At 72.6% G+C, this 19,209-nt stretch carries 16 protein-coding genes; 10 read left to right on the top strand and 6 right to left on the bottom strand.

Annotated elements, in window-relative coordinates; genetic code table 11:
- Nucleotides 1–29: 29 nt before the first annotated feature.
- Nucleotides 30–1,565, bottom strand: a complete 1,536-nt coding sequence (locus tag FHS34_RS27670; RefSeq protein WP_184970277.1) for a gamma-aminobutyraldehyde dehydrogenase — start codon at nt 1,563–1,565, stop codon at nt 30–32.
- A 208-nt stretch (nt 1,566–1,773) separates the two neighbouring features.
- Between FHS34_RS27670 and ybiA the strand changes: the two genes are divergently transcribed.
- Complete coding sequence (gene ybiA, locus FHS34_RS27675) at nt 1,774–2,337, top strand: riboflavin biosynthesis intermediates N-glycosidase (protein ID WP_184970279.1); 564 nt, start codon at nt 1,774–1,776, stop codon at nt 2,335–2,337.
- A 138-nt stretch (nt 2,338–2,475) separates the two neighbouring features.
- On the opposite strand, the gene FHS34_RS43525 is transcribed toward ybiA, so the two are convergent.
- Nucleotides 2,476–3,774 carry a DUF4190 domain-containing protein gene (locus FHS34_RS43525; RefSeq protein WP_263978440.1) on the bottom strand — a complete coding sequence of 433 codons (1,299 nt, stop codon included), beginning with the start codon at nt 3,772–3,774 and terminating at the stop codon, nt 2,476–2,478.
- 27 nt (nt 3,775–3,801) lie between these two features.
- Here FHS34_RS43525 and FHS34_RS27685 point away from each other — a divergent pair, with 27 nt between their 5' ends.
- Nucleotides 3,802–5,004: an adenosine deaminase gene (locus tag FHS34_RS27685; protein ID WP_184970690.1), complete on the top strand. Its 1,203-nt coding sequence runs from the start codon at nt 3,802–3,804 to the stop codon at nt 5,002–5,004.
- Nucleotides 5,005–5,074: 70 nt separating this feature from the next.
- Complete coding sequence (locus FHS34_RS27690; protein ID WP_184970281.1) at nt 5,075–5,800, top strand: glycerophosphodiester phosphodiesterase; 726 nt, start codon at nt 5,075–5,077, stop codon at nt 5,798–5,800.
- 14 nt (nt 5,801–5,814) lie between these two features.
- Here the strand turns inward: FHS34_RS27690 and FHS34_RS27695 are convergent, their stop codons facing one another.
- A complete protein-coding gene (locus tag FHS34_RS27695; RefSeq protein WP_225817644.1) occupies nt 5,815–6,411 on the bottom strand; it encodes an NADPH-dependent F420 reductase in 597 nt (198 codons plus the stop codon).
- A gap of 71 nt (nt 6,412–6,482) precedes the next feature.
- On the opposite strand from FHS34_RS27695, the gene FHS34_RS27700 reads away from it, so the two are divergent.
- Together FHS34_RS27700 and FHS34_RS27705 are read left to right on the top strand one after the other, a co-directional pair.
- The gene (locus tag FHS34_RS27700; RefSeq protein ID WP_184970285.1) at nt 6,483–6,842 is read left to right on the top strand and encodes a winged helix-turn-helix transcriptional regulator; all 360 of its coding nucleotides are present in this window, start codon (nt 6,483–6,485) and stop codon (nt 6,840–6,842) included.
- A gap of 211 nt (nt 6,843–7,053) precedes the next feature.
- Nucleotides 7,054–8,217, top strand: coding sequence for a serine hydrolase domain-containing protein (locus FHS34_RS27705; RefSeq protein ID WP_184970287.1), 1,164 nt, complete (start codon nt 7,054–7,056; stop codon nt 8,215–8,217).
- Here the strand turns inward: FHS34_RS27705 and FHS34_RS27710 are convergent.
- A complete protein-coding gene (locus FHS34_RS27710) occupies nt 8,207–8,719 on the bottom strand; it encodes a hypothetical protein (RefSeq protein ID WP_184970289.1) in 513 nt (170 codons plus the stop codon). The two genes, FHS34_RS27705 and FHS34_RS27710, sit on opposite strands and share 11 nt — an antisense overlap.
- 387 nt (nt 8,720–9,106) lie before the next feature.
- On the opposite strand from FHS34_RS27710, the gene FHS34_RS27715 reads away from it, so the two are divergent.
- The 5 genes from FHS34_RS27715 (at nt 9,107) to FHS34_RS27735 (ending at nt 16,299) form a co-directional block, all read left to right on the top strand.
- On the top strand, nt 9,107–9,913 hold the full coding sequence (locus FHS34_RS27715; RefSeq protein ID WP_184970291.1) for a helix-turn-helix transcriptional regulator: 807 nt from the start codon (nt 9,107–9,109) through the stop codon (nt 9,911–9,913).
- A gap of 336 nt (nt 9,914–10,249) precedes the next feature.
- Nucleotides 10,250–11,449: an 8-amino-7-oxononanoate synthase family protein gene (locus FHS34_RS27720; RefSeq protein WP_225817643.1), complete on the top strand. Its 1,200-nt coding sequence runs from the start codon at nt 10,250–10,252 to the stop codon at nt 11,447–11,449.
- Nucleotides 11,450–11,519: 70 nt separating this feature from the next.
- Complete coding sequence (locus tag FHS34_RS27725) at nt 11,520–12,698, top strand: MFS transporter (RefSeq protein WP_184970295.1); 1,179 nt, start codon at nt 11,520–11,522, stop codon at nt 12,696–12,698.
- Nucleotide 12,699: 1 nt separating this feature from the next.
- Complete coding sequence (locus tag FHS34_RS27730) at nt 12,700–14,304, top strand: carboxyl transferase domain-containing protein (protein WP_184970297.1); 1,605 nt, start codon at nt 12,700–12,702, stop codon at nt 14,302–14,304.
- 9 nt (nt 14,305–14,313) lie between these two features.
- Nucleotides 14,314–16,299, top strand: a complete 1,986-nt coding sequence (locus FHS34_RS27735; protein ID WP_184970299.1) for an ATP-binding protein — start codon at nt 14,314–14,316, stop codon at nt 16,297–16,299.
- A 351-nt stretch (nt 16,300–16,650) separates the two neighbouring features.
- On the opposite strand, the gene FHS34_RS27740 is transcribed toward FHS34_RS27735, so the two are convergent.
- Both FHS34_RS27740 and FHS34_RS27745 read right to left on the bottom strand, forming a co-directional pair.
- Nucleotides 16,651–17,697 (bottom strand): zinc-binding dehydrogenase, encoded by a 1,047-nt coding sequence (locus FHS34_RS27740; protein WP_184970301.1) that lies wholly within the window; start codon nt 17,695–17,697, stop codon nt 16,651–16,653.
- A 392-nt stretch (nt 17,698–18,089) separates the two neighbouring features.
- Complete coding sequence (locus FHS34_RS27745) at nt 18,090–19,049, bottom strand: NAD(P)H-quinone oxidoreductase (protein ID WP_184970303.1); 960 nt, start codon at nt 19,047–19,049, stop codon at nt 18,090–18,092.
- Nucleotides 19,050–19,209 lie beyond the last annotated feature (160 nt).

The following is a 19,209-nucleotide window of genomic DNA, read 5'->3' on the forward strand; positions in this document are numbered from 1 at the left end:
ATCGGCCTGGTCACTGGCCTGGTCGTTCTCTAGCGGTCCCCGAAGACGGTGCGGTGCCAGTCCTTCTCGGCCACCGCCGTGTTGTCGAACATTACGTGCTTGACCTGCGTGTATTCCTCGAAGGAATACGCCGACATGTCCTTGCCGAAGCCCGAGGCCTTATAGCCGCCGTGCGGCATCTCACTGATGATCGGAATGTGGTCGTTGACCCAGACACAGCCCGCCTTGATCTCGCGGGTGGCCCGGTTCGCGCGGTAGACGTTCGTGCTCCACGCGGAGGCGGCGAGGCCGTACGGGGTGTCATTGGCCAGTCGGATCCCCTCATCATCGCCGTCGAACGGAAGTACGACCAGTACCGGACCGAAGATCTCCGACTGGACGATCTCGCTGTCCTGGGCCGCGTCGGCGACCAGGGTGGGCCGGTAGTAGGCGCCGTTCTTCAGCTCGCCCTGCGGGATCTCACCGCCGGTCACCACGCGCGCGTAGCCGCGCGCACGGTCCACGAAGCCGGCGACCCGGTCGCGCTGGACGTGCGAGATCAGCGGTCCGAGGTCAGTGCCGGCCGCGAACGGGTCCCCGAGCCGTACGGTCTCCATCAGCGCGGCCGTCCGCTCCACGAACGCCTCGTACAGCGGACGCTGCACGTACGCGCGCGTGGCGGCCGTGCAGTCCTGCCCGGTGTTGATGAGCGCGCCCGCGACGGCGCCGTGCGCGGCGGCCTCCAGGTCGGCGTCGTCGAAGACGACGAAGGGAGCCTTGCCGCCCAGCTCCAGGTGCAGCCGCTTGACCGTGGCGGTGGCGATCTCGGCGACCCGCTTGCCGACGGCGGTGGACCCGGTGAAGGAGGTCATGGCGACGTCCGGGTGCCCGACGAGGCGCTCACCGGCCTCCTTGCCGGTGCCGGTGACGATGTTGATCACGCCGTCCGGGAGGCCCGCGTCCGTGGCGGCCTGGGCGAACAGCAGCGAGGTCAGGGGGGTCAGCTCGGCGGGCTTGAGGACGATCGTGTTGCCCGCGGCGATCGCCGGGAGGATCTTCCAGGCGGCCATCTGGAGGGGGTAGTTCCAGGGCGCGATGGAGCCGACGACGCCGATGGGCTCGCGCCGGACGTACGACGTGTGGTCGCCGGAGTACTCACCGGCCGACTGCCCCTGCAGGTGCCGGGCGGCGCCCGCGAAGAAGGCGGTGTTGTCGATGGTCCCGGGCACGTCGAACTCGCGGGTGAGCTTGAGCGGCTTGCCGCACTGGAGGGACTCGGCGCGGGCGAAGTCCTCGGCGCGCTCGGCGAGCACGGCGGCGAAGCGGTGCAGCGCGTCCGAGCGCTCGCCCGGCGTGGCGGCGGCCCAGGCCGGGAACGCCTCGCGCGCGGCGGCGACGGCCGCGTCGACGTCGTCGGCGCCGGCCAGCTCGTAGCGGTACACCTCCTCGCTGGTGGCGGGGTCGACCACGGCGTGGTGGTGGCCCGAGGTGCCCTTGGTCAGCCGTCCGGCGATGAATTGCGCGCCGTCCGCGAAACGGTCCTGTGCGGGAAATCGTTCCGGGGTGGCGGTGCCCGGGTTGTGCATGTCGCTCTCCTCCGCCGTTCGCCCCGTCCCGGGGGTGGCTGGCGTAGCTCCAGCTCGATTTGAGTGCCGATCCTGACAGAGCAATAGGACTCCAACAAGTGATTCCGTTGTTGCCTTTTGGTTACGCGACGGAATCTGTCGACCAGGTGTCGAGTCAGGATGGAAAAGGACGGACGGTGTGTCAGTGGTGCGTGCCACACTCGCGTGCATGGGAAAGATCGACGGTCTGGAAGCCCTGACCAGGGAGGTCCGGGCGGGCAGCCGAATCAGGTACCTGCACTTCTGGGGGCACCGGCCGCGGCCCGACGGACGGGTCGGCGCGAGCTGTCTGAGCCAGTGGTGGCCGTCCCCCTTCGTGGTCGACGGTGTGGAGTACGCGACGGCCGAGCACTGGATGATGGCGGGCAAGGCCCGGCTGTTCGGGGACGCGGAGGCGGAGCGCCGGGTGCTGGCCGCGGAGCATCCCGCCGAGGCGAAGAAGGCGGGGCGGCTGGTCAGGGACTTCGACCAGGAGACATGGGAGCGGGAGCGCTTCCGGATCGTGGTCGAGGGCAGCGTGCACAAGTTCGCGGCCCAGGACGATCTCCGGCTGTTCCTGCTGAACACCGGGAACCGGGTGCTGGTGGAGGCGAGCCCCGTGGACCGGATATGGGGCATCGGCCTGGCCGCGGACGACGAGGCGGCCGCGGAGCCGGAGCGCTGGCGGGGCCTGAACCTGCTGGGCTTCGCCCTGATGGAGGCCCGGGAACAGCTGACGGGAGCGGGGGCGTAGCCCTGCGTGGCTGGCGGCCGAGGCGTGCGGGGCTCGGAGTGGTGGGGTTCGGAGTCGTGGGGGCCCGAAGCGGGGGGAGCCGCGACGTCGCGTGAGTCTCGAACCGGGCCGGTGACCGGGCGGCGGCCCCGCTCCGGGTCAGGTGCGGGTCGCGACGATCGCTATGAAGAAGGCCAGCGCCAGGCCGATGCCCGTCATGCCGCAGATGAGGCCGGCCAGGGCCACGCCCGGGTTCGTCGCCTCGCCACGGCGGGCCTTGCCCCTGCCCACGGCGCCGAAGATCACCGCCAGGATGCCCAGCACGATGGCGATCGGCCACAGCACGAAGCCGGCCGCCGACAGGATGCCCAGCACCAGTGCGGCCGTCCCCAAGCCATTGCTGGGGACCGGCTGCATGCCGGGCCAGCCGTAACCGTGGACGCCGGGGTAGGGGACGCCGGCGTACGGCGCGTGCGGCAGGCCCGGGTGACCGTACGCCGGTGCGGTGCCCGGGTAGCCGTACGGCACCTGGCCGGGACCGTCGGGGGCGATGGGCGGCGGGGGCACCGGGTCCGTCCCGTGCGGTGCGCCGGGGGTCGCCGGCGGCGCGAAGGGGTTCACGGGGGCCGCCGACGCGGGCGAGGGCGGCGCGAAGGGATTCACCGGAGGCGTGAACCCGGCGGGAGGTGCGAACGGGTTCGGCTGCGGCGTGGGGGCCGGGGCCGCGAAGGGGTTCGGCTGCGGTGCGGGGGCCGGTGCCGCGAACGGGTTCGGCTGGGGTGCGGGGCCCGGCGGTGCGAACGGGTTCGACTGCGAGGCGGGAGCCGGCGGTGCGAACGGGTTCGGCTGGGGTGCGGACGCCGTGGACGCGGTGCCCTCGTCGGGGCCGGCCCACGGCGAAGGGGTGGTGCCGACGGGCTCGGCCGGAGGCGTCGGCTGAGCCCACTGCGCGGGGGCGGCGTCGGCGGGCTCGACCGCAGGCGTCGGCTCCGCGCCCGAGGGCTGCCGGTCGTGCACGGAGCCGGAGACCGGGGCCGCGTCCCGCACGGATCCCGCCTCCCGCCCGGAACCCGAGTCCGTCACCGATACCGAGTCGCTCACGGTTGCCGAGTCCGGCACGGACACCGCGTCCCGCACGAAACCTGAGTCCCGCACGGTTACCGAGTCCGGCACGGACACCGCATCCCGCACGAACCCCGAGTCCCGCACGGATCCTGAGTCCCGCACGGTTACCGAGTCCGGCACGGACACCGCATCCCGCACGAACCCCGAGTCCCGCACGGATCCTGAGTCCCGCACGGCTGCCGAGTCCGTCACCGAGGCCGAAGGCCGGGCCTGCGCCGGGGGCTCGTCCGCGTCCGGTGTCATCGCGCCCTTGTACAGGGACACGGGAGGCATCGCGGACCCGTGCCCGGTGGCCTGCTCGCCGATCGTGGACTGCGGCACCTCGTCGGACATGGCGGATGGCCCCCTCTGCTGGACGTCCTGTCATGCTACGGGCAGGCCGGGACGCCACGGCCCGGGGCCTACGATGAACCCGCGCCACCGATCAGCCGATCACCGCGCCGGGACCACGGTCCACCGACCTGGTCCGCGGGCGCCCTTTCCGGGGAGGACCCCTTGACCGACACCTCCGTACCCGCCACCGGCACCGCCGACCGCGATCTGCGCACCTTCATCGCCGGACTGCCCAAGGCCGAACTGCACGTCCACCACGTCGGCTCCGCCTCCCCCCGCATCGTCTCGGAGCTGGCCGCCCGGCACCCCGACTCCAAGGTGCCCACCGATCCCGAGGCCCTGGTCGACTACTTCACGTTCACCGACTTCGCGCACTTCATCGACGTGTATCTGTCGGTCGTCGACCTGATCCGCACCCCGGAGGACGTCCGGCTGCTGACCTACGAGGTCGCCCGCGACCTGGCCCGCCAGCAGGTGCGGTACGCCGAGCTGACCATCACCCCCTTCTCCTCCACCCGGCGCGGCATCGACGAACTGGGCTTCATGGCCGCGATCGAGGACGCCCGGAAGGCCGCCGAGTCCGAGTTCGGAACCGTGCTGCGCTGGTGCTTCGACATCCCCGGCGAGGCGGGTCTGGAGGCGGCCGAGGAGACGACACGGCTGGCCACCGAGGACCGGATCCGTCCGGAGGGCCTGGTGTCGTTCGGGCTCGGCGGTCCGGAGATCGGCGTGCCCCGGCCGCAGTTCAAGCCGTACTTCGACCGGGCCATCGCCGCCGGCCTGCGCTCCGTCCCGCACGCCGGGGAGACGACCGGCCCGGAGACGGTGTGGGACGCGCTCACCGAGCTGCGCGCCGAGCGGATCGGGCACGGCACCAGCTCGGCGCGGGACCCCAAGCTGCTCGCCCACCTCGCCGAGCACCGGATCCCGCTGGAGGTCTGCCCGACCTCCAACATCGCCACGCGCGCAGTGCGCACCCTGGAGGAGCACCCGATCAAGGAGTTCGTGCGCGCCGGGATCGTGGTGACCGTCAACTCCGACGACCCGCCGATGTTCGGCACCGACCTGAACAACGAGTACGCGGTGGCCGCCCGCCTCCTGGAGCTGGACGAGCACGGCCTGGCCGGACTCGCGAAGAACGCCGTGGACGCCTCCTTCCTGGACGCGGCGGGCAAGGCGCGGATCGCGGAGGAGATCGACGCCTACACCGCCGCCTGGCTCGCCCACTGACGCGCCGGCCCCCGGGAGTCCCCGCGAGCCCCGGATCCCCGCGACCGCGCGGGCGGCCACAATGGGGGCCATGCAGACCGTGACCGCCGTGGCCCACCGCGGCGACCCCTACCGCTTCCGCGAGAACACCCTCGACTCGCTGCGTTCCGCGCTCGGCCAGGGCGCGGACGCCGTCGAGATCGACGTACGGCTCACCCGTGACGGCGTGCCCGTCCTGCTGCACGACGAGACGCTCCGGCGGCTGTGGGAGGTCGAGCGGCCGCTGGGCGCGCTGTCCGCCGAGGAGTTGCGCGGGCTCACGGCCGGTGGTGTGCCGACGCTGGAGGAAGCGCTGGCCGCGACCGGTGACAGCCGGGTGATGGTGGACCTGTGCGGGCGTGTCGGCCGTAGGACGGTCGAGCGGACCCTGGACGTGATCCGGCAGAGCGGGGACCGGGACCGTGTCTACTACAGCGCGGACGCGGAGGCGATGCTCGCCGTCCGCGCCGCCGACCCGGCCGCCGAGATCGCCCTGACCTGGACGACCCTGGCGCCGCCCCGGCCCGCGCTGCTGGCCGCGATCCGCCCGCGCTGGCTCAACTACCGCTTCTCCCTGGTGAGCCGGGAGCTGGCGGCCCGTGTGCACCGGGACGGACACCTGCTGTCCGTGTGGACCCCGGACACCCGCCGTTCCCTGAGCCGTCTGCTGGACCTGGGCGTCGACTCGATCACCACGAACCGGATCGACCTCCTGCACGCCCTGCGCAGCCAGGGTCCCGTCCGGACCGGGGTCCGGGGCCCTCGAAACCCGGACTGAACCCGACGGGAGTCCTACACCCCGGCGAACTCCAGTGGCGGCGCGATGGCCTGGGCGTCCGCACCCTCGCCCGCCCACAGCCGGATCAGCAGCGCGGCCGTCGCCTCCACCAGCCCGGCCCGGTCCAGTCCGCCGGCGTGCAGCGGCACACATCCCACGTCGCGCACGAGCTCTCGTACGACGGTGAGGGCGTCCTCGTCGTCCCCGCACAGCGGGACGGCGAGGGGCCGGCCCGCGAAGACCGGTGGGGTCAGCCGCCAGACGCTCTCGTGGCACAGATTGAAGGCCTTCACCACGCGGGCGGCGGGCGCGGCGGCGGCGATCCGTTCGGCCGCGGCCGGACCGCCCGCCGTGAGGAGCCCGAAGCCGGGGCCGACCGCGTTCGTGCAGTCGATCAGCACCCGCCCGGCCAGGACGTCCCGGAGTCCGGCGACGACGTCCACGACCGCCGCGTACGGGACGGCGAGCAGCACCGCGTCGGTGCCGTGCTCCACCGCCGCGCGCACATCGCCCCGCGACCGGCTGCCCGCGACCACCTCGTGCCCGGCCCGCTCCCACTGCGTGCCCAGCGCCTGGGCCATGCCTCCCGTACCGATGATCCCGATGCGCACAACTGCCTCCCTCTGCGGGCCCGTCGAATACGGACAGGACATTAGGAAGCCGCTGGGGCACCATTCGGTGCGTGAGCCATGACCAGCGCTTCCTCGCCGACTGCCGGGCCCGCCTGGCCTTCGACCTGCTCGCCAACACCTGGAACTCGGTGGTGCTGTGGGCCCTCAAGGAGGGTCCTCGCCGGCCGGGCGCGCTGCGAGCGGACATCGGCGGGATCAGCCAGAAGGTGCTGACCGAGACGCTGCGCCGGCTGGAGTTCAACGGACTGGTGGCCCGCCGGGCGTACGGCGGCTCGCCGCCGCACGTGGAGTACGGACTCACGGCGCTGGGGCGGACGTTGCTGGCGCCGATCGACGCGTTCGGGGTGTGGGCCTTCGAGCACGGCGACGAGGTCATGGACGCCCAGGACCGCTACACCCGCGAGCACTGAGTCACCTCCACGGCGTCCCTCGGGTGCCCGTGGGGGGGGCGGCGCGTCCGGATCTCCCGTAGGGGCCACCCCGGACAACTTCCCTGCCGTGCAGGACGGTTGATCGGGGTCGGGCAAGGGTCGTACACCCTCCTCGGTGAGGATCCGCGGCGGCGGCGTGCCGCCGGAGGATGATCACGCAACCGCGCCCGATCTCCCCGAGGAGCCCGCCATGCGCCGTCCCGCCCGATCCGCTCTCCTGGCCACCGGTCTCGTCGCCGCGCTGGCCGCCGGCCCGCTGGCCGCCCCCGCGTTCGCCACGCCCGCGCCGGCAGCCACCAGCGCCACACCCGCACCGCCCGCCTCCGCCACCTCCACCGCCGGCCCGGACACCGAGGCCCTGTCCGCCGCGATCGCCGGGCTCCCCGACCACGACGCGACCGCCGCGCTGCTCCGCGTCGGCGGCGACGGCACCTGGCGCGGGACGGCCGGTGTGCGGGACGTCCGCACCGGGGCGCCGGCCCTGGAGAACGCGCGGTTCCGGGCCGGTTCGGTGACGAAGGTGGTCACCGCGGCGATCGTGCTGCAACTGGCGGCGGAGGGCCGGATCGACCTCGACGGCACCGTGCAGCACTACATGCCGGGCCTGCTCACCGAGGACTTCGCCCCGATCACCGTGCGGCAGCTGCTGAACTACACCAGCGGCCTGCGCCCGGGCGCGTCCCTCGGCGACACCGTCGAGGAGGGCTACGCGCACCGCTTCGAGACGCTGACGCCCCGCCAGGTGGTGGCGGCCTCCGTCGCCGAGGGCCCGGAGTACACACCGGGCACGCGGCAGACCTACGGCAACATCCACTACACCGTGCTCGGCATGCTCATCGAGAAGGTGACCGGCGACTCGTACGCGCACCAGGCGGCGGTGCGGATCTTCCGTCCGCTGGGCATGCGGCACAGCTCGTTCCCCCTCGGCGCGGACCCCCGGATCCACGGGCCGCACAACCGTGGCTACGACTGGATGGACGGCAGGCTGGTCGACGTGACCGACTGGAACATGACCGACCGGTTCGCGGCCGGCGACCTGATCTCGACGACCGCCGACCTGGAGCGGCTGCTGGTGGAACTGTTCCGCGGCCGGGTGGTGCCCGAGCCGCAGCTGCGGGAGATGTTCACCGTGCCCGACGTGCCGGGGGCGTCGTACGGCGCGGGTCTGGAGCGCTTCGAGCTGGACGGCAAGGTGATCTGGGGCAAGACCGGCTCGCGGCCGGGCTACGCCACGGTGATCGCCGCGACCCGGGACCTGTCCCGGACCCTGGTCTACTCGGTCGACGCCACGGACGCGAAGGGCGACGGCCAGGCCGTCGCCCAGCGGTTCGGGTTCCCGGCGTTCAACCGCTGACGGCGGGCGCGCCGAGCGCCTCCAGCCGCTTGATCTTCTTCCGTACGACGTACAGCGGGACGACGCCGAAGACGCCGAAGGACATGTCGATCAGGCTCCACCAGAAGGGGATCCCGCGGACGGGCCCGCACAGGAGGGCGAGCGGGATGATGCCGGCACAGGCGATCATCCCGAACTCGACGACCCAGATGTTGCGGACGGGATCGCGGTACGGCCCGTAGAACGCGACCGCGATGACGAGGTGGGCGAAGGCCAGCCAGTCGGTGCCGTACAGCACGAAGGGGTAGTCGGCGTCGACGGTGTCCAGCCCCTCCCGCACCCGGGAGATCCACGTCATCAGCCCGGGCAGGTGCTCCGGCACGGACAGGGCGCGCAACCCGCTCTCGGTCCAGCGCAGTTCGTGGACGAGCGGGAAGGCGGTGGCGCCGCTGAGAACCAGGCACACGACGAAGAGGGCCAGCCAGACACGGATGCCCTTGAGCAGGGCGGCTCTGTCGCTCATGGCAGGAGCGTACGCCTGGAATTGAACATGTTCAAAAGTGCCCCCCGGTCCGGCACCCGCTCGCGCGGAGGCGGGCCGGAGCGGGAGACCGTCGCACCGATGTCACAAACTTTTGACAGTCGGCGCGACACCCCGCGACATCGCAGTTCACCCGGCCCGCTCCGGCCCCCGCGGCGGGCCGGCCGGCCGGGGGCGGGTGCCCGGCGCCGCTCGCGCGGCCCGCGGCGCGGGGGGTCACGAACGCACCGGGTTACCCTTGTGCGGGGGACCTGACACACGGTGACCGGCCGGTCGGCAGTGCCGGCGTAGCCGTCGCCCGGAACCCCGCGCCGACCGCTCCCACTCGAGCCACGGCATGAGGAAGCAGTCAGAGCAGGGGCCGGATTCATGCAGCGCGACAACTCCACAGACCGCATCGGGCCGGCAGAACTGCCGGACGGGACCGTGGGGCTCGCGGTGCTGTTGCGGGCCTGGCGGGCACGCGCCGGCCGCACCCTGGGCCTCGGCAGACCGCTGCCGCAGACGGAGGTCGCCGCCGCGGTCGGCATGAGCGAGCGGTGGTACCGGGACCTCGAACGCGGCACGCTGCCCCGGCTGGACGCCCGGACCCTGTCCGCGCTGGCGGACGCGCTGCGGCTGTGCGCCGACGAACGGGCCACCCTCTTCCTCTACGCCGCCGGCGGCGAGCCCTTCCCCGCCGTGTCGCCCGGTGACGGCGCCGATCTGACACCCCTGCGCCGACTGCTCGACCTGCAGCCCGCGCAGCCCGCCTATCTCACCGACAACGCCTGGAACGTACTCGGGCACAACGCGGCGATGGCCGAGTGGTTCCCGTGGGTGCGGCTCCCCGGCGCCAACCTGATCCGCTGGGGGCTGACCGATCCCGAGGCGCGGGAGCAGCTGGCCGACTGGCCGCGGCACGGCCGGGCGTACCTCGCCATGCTGCGCTACGCCCTGGCCCAGTACCCGGACCACCCCGAGCTCACCGGCATCCTGCGCGCGGCACTCGCCGACCCCGAGTGCCGTCGGATCTGGGACGAGGGGCCGGTCATCATCGCCAACCGGGACGGACACGCCTTCCGTCTGACCATCCCCCGCTTCGCTCCGCGTGCCGTCGACGTCGTCGCCCAGGTGCTGCAGCCCGTGGGCTATCCGGGACTCCGGCTCACGTTCCTCGGCCCGCGGAACGACTGAGCCCAGGGAACGCCGGCGGCCACAGTCTTCCCGACGGCGGCGGCGCTTTTCAACAGCCGCCGACCGGCAAAGTTTTTCCGGTCCGGCGACCGGCAGAATTCTGCCGGTCCGTTACCGGGGGTATTTCACCGGGCCCTTGCCCGGAAGGTCACCGCCGGGCCTTCACCGGCAGATTTCTGCCGGTTTCCCGGCACGATCCCTTTCGGCCGCGCATTTCCCGCCAGGCCTCCCGACCGGCAGAACATTGCCGGTTGCATCCGTTGACATTCGCTACGACCGGTTGCGAATCTCGGAACTCGACTGAGCAGCGCTTCGGGAGCGACCTTGCATGCCTTCATGAACATCAAGAAGACGATCGGGATAAGCAACGACTTCTGGAACGTCACGGCCGCTTCCGGAATGGCCGGAATCGTGGCCGGAAACCTCGGCGCCGGCCGCTACACCACCCGCGCCGACGGCCACGAGTTCCTCAACATGTCGTCGTACTCGTACCTCGGTCTGGACTCCCATCCGGCGCTGATCCGCGCGGCGGCCGACGCCGTCACGGAGAACGCCTCGCTGAACACCTCGGTCTCCCGGATGCGCGTGCACTTCGGGATTCTCCGGGACGCCGAGGACGCGCTCTCGGACCTGTTCCGGGTGGAGGCGGTCACCCTCGCCTCCTGTGCCGCGGCGGCCTGGTCCGCACTGCCCCTGGTGGCCTCCGGCGCCTTCACCGGCGATGTGCCGCCGCTCATGGTGTTCGACAAGCACGCGCACTTCTGCCTGAACGCGATGAAGCCCAGCGTCGCCGACGAGGCCGAGGTCAGGACCATCGCGCACAACGACCTGGATGCCCTGGAAGAGCTGTGCCGCACCCATCCGAACGTCGCCTACGTCGCCGACGGGGTGTACAGCACCGGCGGCCGGGCACCGGTGCGCGAACTGCTGCGGCTGCAGGAGAAGTACGGGCTGTTCCTGTTCTTCGACGAGGCGCACGGAGTGTCCACCTGCGGTGACCAGGGGCGCGGGCTCGTCCTCGACACCATGGGCGAGATCAACGACCGCACCCTGATCATCACCTCGCTGAACAAGGGCTTCGGGGCGTCCGGCGGCGCGATCTTCCTGGGGCCGCGCGGCTCCCGGCACCGCCGTGACCTCGCGCTGCGCTACGGCGGCCCGCTCACCTGGTCGCAGCGGATCAACACGGCCGGGCTCGGGGCGATCACCGCCTCCGCCGAACTGCACCGTTCGCCCGAGCTGAAGGAACTCCAGCTGCGGCTGCAGCAGAACATCGACCGTTTCGACGCGCTGGTGCCCACCGCGCAGAGCGGCGACGGACTGCCCATCCGGTTCATCGACATCGGCTCGGAGGAGAAGACGGTCCGCATCGGCCGCGCCCTCCTTTCCGAGGGGTACTACACCTCCGCCCTCTTCTTCCCGGTCATCGCCCGCGGAAAGGCCGGACTGCGCATCATGCTCCGCGCGGACATGACGCGGACGGACATCGAGCACTTCGGCCGCCTGGTCAATGAACTGCGGAGCCGGAATGACTGAGATTTCCACGGCCGAGGAAAACAGGACGGCCGGTGAAGGGAATTCCCGGGCTCAGGTGAACCGGCGCACCATGACGCTCTCCTGTCTGCTGGTCTTCATGGCCCAGATGGCCACCACGATCTATCTGCCCTCGCTGCCCGTCGTGGCGGACGACTTCGGTATGTCCCGCAGTTATGCGGCGCTTTCCATCTCGGTGTTCGTGATCGGTGCCGCGGCTCCGGTGGTGCTGTGGGGCGTGGCGGCGGACCGGTACGGCCGCCGGGGCCCGCTGCTGGCCTCGCTGGCGCTGTTCGTGCTCACCAGCGCGGCGATCGCACTGACCCGGTCCCCCGAGGCGCTGCTGGTGCTGCGGGCGCTGCAGGGCATCGGCGCCGGCGGCGCGGCGATCATCGCGCGCATCCTGGTACGGGACCGGTGGAGCGGCGACGAGCTGGCCAAGCGCCTGTCGGTGCTGTCGATCGCGTTCATCACGGCGATGGGCGGCGGCCAGTTCCTCGGTGGTCTGATCGGCCGCTACTCCCACTGGGAGACCGGGTTCGCGGTCCTCGCCACGGTCGGCGCGGTCGCCGTACTGCTCACCTTCACCGTGCCGTTCGAGTCCAGCCGTGCCGTGCAGCGGCCGTCCGAGGTGCTGCGGATCTGCCTCGAGATCAGCAGGCAGCGCGCGTTCCTGCTGCCGGCCCTGGCGGGCGGCGCCGGGTTCGCCACGATCGTGGTGCTCCAAGAGGTCAGCCCGTTCGTCTTCCAGCAGCACTTCGGCCTCGCCACCGACCAGTACGGCAGTCTCGGGCTGTTGCTCGGCGCCGCCTACTTCGGCGGGGCGATGACCGTCAACCGGCTGGTCTCCAGGACGGGTTCGGGCCGGCTGATGACCGCCGGGTCCGTCGTGATGACCGCGGCCGGCGTGCTGATGATCGTCCTGTGGTCGGTGCCCGGCCTGCCGGACGGCGGCGCCCTGGTGGCCTTCGTGGCGCTGTACTGCGTGACCACGTTCGGGCAGTCCGTGCTGTTCCCGAACAGCATGGCCACCGCCGTCAGCAGCGGGCAGGGGCACGGCGCCTACGCCGTCTCCCTGTGCGGCTTCCTGCAGCAGTCGATGGCGGGCGTGGCCGCGGCCAGCGCCGCGCTGCTGCACGCCGACCTCGCCTGGGCCACGGTGGCCGCCGCACTGGGCGCCGCCGCCTGGCTCATGACCCGGATCGCCGTCCCCTCGGCGGCACCCACGGCCGTCGCCACGGAAGGGAAGTGACATGGCGGTTCTGCGTTCGAACATCAGCCCCTCCAGCGAGGTGTTCCGCCGCAACAGCGAGGCGTACGACGCCTTGCGCGAGCGGGTCGCGCAGGCGCGCGCGGCGGCCACGGCCGGCGGCGGCGCCAAGGCGCGGGCCAAGCACGCCGCGCGCGGCAAGCTCACCGCCCGCGAGCGGGTGAGCCGGCTGCTCGACCCGGGCACCCCGTTCCTGGAGATCGGCCAGCTCGCCGCGCACGAGGTGTACGAGCAGGCCGTACCGTCCGCGGGCATCATCACCGGCGTCGGCATCGTGGAGGGCCGGCCCACGGTCGTCTTCGCCAACGACGCGACCGTGAAGGGCGGGACGTACTACCCGCTGACCGTCCGCAAGCACCTGCGGGCCCAGCAGGTCGCCCGCGAGAACGGGCTGCCCTGTATCTATCTGGTCGACTCCGGAGGCGTGTTCCTGCCGATGCAGGAGGACATCTTCCCCGACGAGAACCACTTCGGCCGGATCTTCCGCAACATCGCGGAGATGTCCGCCATGGGTCTGCCGCAGATCGCGGCCGTGATGGGCTCGTGCACCGCCGGCGGCGCGTACATCCCGGCGATGTGCGACGAGACGGTGATCGTGCGCGGCAACGGGTCCATCTTCCTGGGCGGTCCGCAACTGGTGCGGGCGGCGACCGGAGTGATCGTCGACACCGAGACCCTCGGCGGGGCCGACCTGCACACCGCGACCAGCGGGGTCGCCGACCACCTCGCCCTCGACGACGAGCACGCGCTCAGCCTGGTCCGGGAGATCGCGGCCCGGCACGGCAGGGACGTCCCGGCCGCGCCGCCCGAGACACCGGTGCCGCCGCTGTACGACCCGGCCGAGCTGCCCGGCATCATCAGTGCCAACCCGCGTGAGCCGATCCCGGCCCGGGAGATCCTCGCCCGGCTGCTGGACGGCAGCGAGTTCACCGAGTACCGCGCCCGGTTCGGGCCGACGATCGTGTGCGGCACCGGCCGGATCGGCGGCTATCCGGTGGGCGTGCTGATCAACGACGGCGTGCTGTTCTCCGAGAGCGCCCAGAAGTCCGCGAACTTCATCGAGCTGTGCTCGCAGCGCGGTATCCCGCTGCTCTTCCTGCACAACATCAACGGGTTCATGGTGGGCGCCGAGTACGAGGCGGGCGGTATCGCCAAGCACGGCGCGAAGATGGTGAACGCCGCGTCCTGCGCCGCCGTCCCGAAGTTCTCCGTGCTGATCGGCGGCAGCTACGGCGCGGGCAACCTCGCCATGTGCGGACGCTCCATCGGCCCGCAGCTGATGGCCATGTGGCCCAACGCGAGGACGTCCGTGGTCGGCGGCGAGCAGGCCGCCACCGTCATGGCGCTGATGAAGAACGAACAGCTGGCCAGGCAGGGCAGCGAGATGACCCCGGAAGAGGAAGAGGCCTTCAAGAAGCCGATCCGGGACAACTACGACCGTGAGGGCCAGCCCCTCTACGTCGCCGCCCGGCTGTGGGTGGACGCCCTGGTCGACCCCGTCGACACCCGTGAATGGCTGACGCTGAGCCTCGCCCTGGCCGCGGCAGCACCGCAACGAGAGACGCGCTTCGGCGTGTTCAGGATGTGATGGACCGTCATGGTGAAACGACTTCTGATCGCCAACCGGGGTGAGATCGCCCGCCGTATCGCCCGCACCTGCCGCCGCCTCGGCATCGAGTACGTCGCCGTCCACTCCGAGGCGGACGGTGCCGCCGACCACCTGGAGGGCGCGTTCGAGCAGGTCCTGCTCGGCCCCTCCCCCGCGGCCGACAGCTATCTGCGCGTCGACGGTCTGGTCGACGCGGCCCTGCGCACCGGCTGCGACGCGGTGCACCCGGGGTACGGATTCCTCTCGGAGAATCCGGAGTTCGCGGCGGCGGTGGCCGAGGCGGGCCTGGTCTTCGTCGGGCCCGGCGCGGACACCATCGCGGCCATGGGCGACAAGGCCACCGCGAAGCGGCTGATGGCCGCGGCGGGCGTACCGGTGCTGCCGGGCTCGGCGGACGCCACCGAGTCGGCGGACGAGATCCGGGCGCACGCGGCCCGCATCGGCTATCCGGTCATCCTCAAGCCGGTCGCCGGCGGCGGCGGCAAGGGCATGCGGGTCATCGAGCGCGAGGACGACCTCGCGCCCGCCGTCGAGGCCGCGGTCCGGCTGGCCCGCGCGAACTTCGGTGACGGGCGCCTGCTGGTCGAGCGCTATCTGCGCCGCCCCCGGCACATCGAGGTCCAGGTCTTCGGTGACACCCACGGCACCGTGCTGCACCTCTTCGAACGGGAGTGCTCGCTGCAACGCCGGCACCAGAAGATCGTCGAGGAGGCGCCGGCCGTCAACCTGCCGGCGAAGGTGCGGGAGGCCCTGCTGGAGGCGGCCGTGCGCGGCGCGCGGGCCATCGGCTACGTCAACGCGGGCACCTTCGAGTTCATCCTGGACGGCAACGGGGAGTTCTTCTTCCTGGAGGTCAACACCCGTCTGCAGGTGGAGCATCCGGTCACCGAGGCCATCACCGGCCTGGACCTGGTCGAGTGGCAGCTGCGGGTCGCGGCGGGCGAGGAACTCCCGCTGTCGCAGGAGGAGATCACCGCCTCCGGCCACGCCGTCGAGGTTCGCGTGTACGCCGAGGATCCCGACGCGGACTTCCGTCCCGCCCCCGGCCGGGTCCTGGACGCCCGGTGGCCCACCGGTCTCCGGGTGGACGCGGCCTTCGACACCAGCGGTGACGTCCCGGTCTTCTACGACCCGATGATCGCCAAGCTCGTCGCGCACGGCCCGGGCCGCCCGGCGGCCCTCACCCGGCTGCGGCACGCGATACGGGACACCGCCGTCCTCGGCCTCACCACCAACCTGGGTTTCCTCGCCGATCTGCTGGGCGACACCCGGGTGGCCGCCGGACTGATCGACACCCACCTGGTCGACGAGTTCACCGCCCGGGCCGCGGAACGTCCCCGCGACCTGGAACCGGTGGCCGCGGCGTGCGCGGCGGCGATGGCCCTGCCCGCCCGGCCCGCCGGAACCACGGCCGAGTCGCCGTGGAGCGGGTCCCTCGGCGCCCTGGACCGTGAACTGCTGGACCCCGAGGCGCCGTTGGGCCGTGTCGCCTGCCGCGTCGGCAGCCGTCCGCTGGAGGCGGCGCTGCTCTCCCGGCGGGCCGGCGCGCTCACGGTGGCCGTGGCCGGCGAGCGGTACGGCGTCACCTGCGCGCCGGACGGTGCGCTGGTGCGCGGCACGGCCGGTGAGGCGCGGTGGGCGGGACTGCGCCGGGGCGACGGCTGTGAACTGGTGGTGGACGGCCGCCGGCTCACCCTGACGCTCGCCGTCGCCGGTGAGGACGACAGCACGGCCGGCACCGACGCGGTCACCTCGCCCATGCCCGGTACGGTGGTCCAGCTGCCCGTGTCCGTGGGCGACTCCGTCCGGCAGGGCGACACGGTGGCGATCGTCGAGGCGATGAAGATGGAGAACCGGGTGCTCGCCCCCGCGGCGGGCGTGGTGGAGGAGATCCGCTGCTCCCTGTCCGAGATAGTCTCCGCGGACCAGATCCTGGTGGTGATCGGCGCCGCCGACCCCGAAGAGCCCGCCTGAACCACCCGGCGTGCGGCCTGAGGGCCCACGGCCCCTGCCCCGCCTGCCCGGGGAGCGTCCCGCCGGGCGCGCGGGGCGGGCCGGAGCCTCACCTCGACGGCTGCCTGTGTGCGGTCACCGTCGAAGGAGTGAGCCCTGGCCCGTCCGCTGCCCACCAGGATGAGGCACCGGCCCGTCCGCTGCTCAGGGGACGGGCCGGTGGACGCCGAGGGCGGGGACGCCCCACGGGGGCCACCCGCGGACGGCGACGAGAGCCGCGGGGGGTGCGGGTGGGAACACGGACGCCACCGAAGGCGAAGCCGAGGCGGGTCAAGGCCTCGACCTGTGCGCTGCCCCGTGCCACCGGGCCCCTCAGGGGACGAGGATCAGGCGGATCGGGTCGCCGACCTTCTTCTCCAGCCGCTCAACCGCCTCCGCGGCGTCGGCCAGCGGAATGTGGTCGCTGATGGAGGGAGCCAGGTCGAGGCGGCCGGCGGAGGCGAGCCGGATCAACTGCTCGACGTGTTCGGGCGCGGAGCCGTAGTGTCCACGGATCTGGTTGCGGTTCCAGCTGAACCGCGTGCCCTCGGTGACCGTGAGCGGATGCGGGGTGAGTCCGGCGAGAACCAGCACACCGCCCCTGCCCAGCACGGTCGCGGCCTGTTCCCGCACGGCCGGCACGCCGGCGAAGTCGAACGCGACGTCCAGGCCACCGCCCGCCGTGGCCCGCAGCACCGCTTCGGCGAAGCCGGGCTCGGCCGGGTCCAGGGCCAGGTCGGCGCCGAAGGCGAGGGCGCGCTCGCGGGCACCGGGCAGCGGGTCGACGGCGATGACCGGCGCGGCACCGGCCAGCCGGGCCAGCCGGATGCCGTGGGCTCCGAGGCCGCCCGCGCCCCAGACGCCCACGGCCTGCGCCGGGCGCACGTCTCCGGTCACCACGACGGCGGCGTACGGGGTGGAGACCGCGTCCGGGATGATCGCGGCCTGGTCGAAGGGCAGGTGGTCCGGGATCGGGGCGAGTGTGTCCTCCCGGGCGAGCGCGTACCGGGCCCAGCCCCCGTCGTAGTCGACGCCGCGGGTGCGGCCGCTGAGGCACGGCGTGCGTCGCCGACGGCAGTTGGCACACTGTCCGCAGCTCTGGCCGGCCTGCAGGGCCACGCGCGCGCCCGGGGCCCAGTCGCCGAGGAGGCCGGGCCCCAGGGTGTGGATCACTCCGGCGACCTCGTGCCCGAGGGTGACCTCCCCGACGGGCAGGAACGGTTTCAGAGTGCCGTCGATCAGGTGCACGTCGGACAGGCACACCCCGGCGGCCTTGACCTCGATCAGTACCTCCCCCGGTCCGGGGACGGGCACCGGGACCTCTTCGACCCCGAACGTCCCGCTGTCGACGTGGAGACGTCCGGCGAGCATGGTGTCCATGGACTGCGTCCCTCCGATTCTGTCCGGGTGCGCCGCTCGGCCCCCCGACGCGCACCTCCCCGATGTACCCGTCGCCGGTGGCCGGCGAGCCGAGCCACGCCGGGACACCGCCGACGATGCGCTGCCGGACGGACATCCGGCCACCGACCACCGCCGCTCCGCGGCCCAGGGCACGCAGCCGCCCCCGCCCCCGCTCCCGTTCCCGCCCCCGCGCCGCTGACGCGAGCACACCGTCGCACTCCCCGGCCCGAGGCGGAAGCCGCCCCTGGGGCCTACCGTCGGGATCCGGCCGGACCAGGCCGGACCGGTCCCGCAAGCCCGGCCTCCTCGGGCCTGACCCGGTTTGCTCTGGCCTGCTCCGGCCTGCTCCGGCCTGCTCCGGACGAGCGTCTCTAGCCGTTGACCAGCAGGATCTTGCCGGTGTGTCCGCCGGCCTCCAGTAGCCGGTGGGCCTCGGCGGCCTCGGCCATGGGCAGGCTCCGGTCGACGACCAGCCGCACGGCTCCGCTCTCGATCATCGGCCAGACCTCGTTCCGCACCTCGGCCACGATGGCGGCCTTCTGCTCCGTGGGCCGGGAGCGCAAGGTGGTGCCGTGCACCGAGACGCGCTTGAACAGCAGCTGGGCCAGGTCGAGTCGACCCTCAAGACCGTCCTGCAGACCGATGACGACCAGACGCCCGTCGACGGCCAGGGACCGGACGTTGCGTTCCAGGTACTGACCGCCGATGACGTCGAGGATCACGTCGTAGGGGCCGAACTCGGTGAAGTCCTGGGTGCGGTGGTCCACCGTCAGATCGGCACCCAGCTCCCGGACGAACGCCGCTCGTTCGGGTCCTCCGACGGTGGTGACGACGCGGGCGCCCAGCGCCTTGGCGATCTGGACGGCCATGGTGCCGATGCCGCCGGCCCCGCCGTGCACGAGGAAGGTCTCGCCCGCCGTCAGCCGTCCGGTCATCACGAGGTTGGACCACACCGTGGCGACCGCTTCCGGCAGGGCCGCCGCCTCGACCAGGCCGATCCCCTTGGGCACGGTGAGCAACTGGCCTGCGGGGACGGCGACTTTCTGGGCGTAGCCGCCGCCGGTCAGCAGCGCGCAGACCTCGTCCCCCACCCGCCATCCGGTCACTTCCGGGCCGAGGGCGCTGATGCGGCCGGAGACCTCGAGACCCGGATAGGGCGACGCGCCGGGCGGGACGGGGTAGAGACCCATCCGCTGTGCGACATCCGCCCGGTTCAGCGCGCTCGCGACGACGTCGACGACGACCTCGCCCGCCGCGGGTACCGGGTCCTCGACCTCGGTCCATCGCAGGACCTCGGGGCCGCCGGGTTCGCTGATCGTTATGGCCTTCATGACACTCCGTTCGCACGGCTGGGGGGTGGGGGGCTCCCGCGGACGGCTCCGGCGGGCCCCCGCGACCGGACGTCGCCGTGGGGCGGACCGGAGGGGGCGGGAGCGTGGCACCGGAGAGCGACGGGCCGGAATCCCGCCATGGAGCTGGATCACCGGGACG

Source organism: Streptomyces echinatus (genome assembly GCF_014203595.1).
GTDB classification, from domain to species: Bacteria; Actinomycetota; Actinomycetes; order Streptomycetales; family Streptomycetaceae; genus Streptomyces; species Streptomyces echinatus.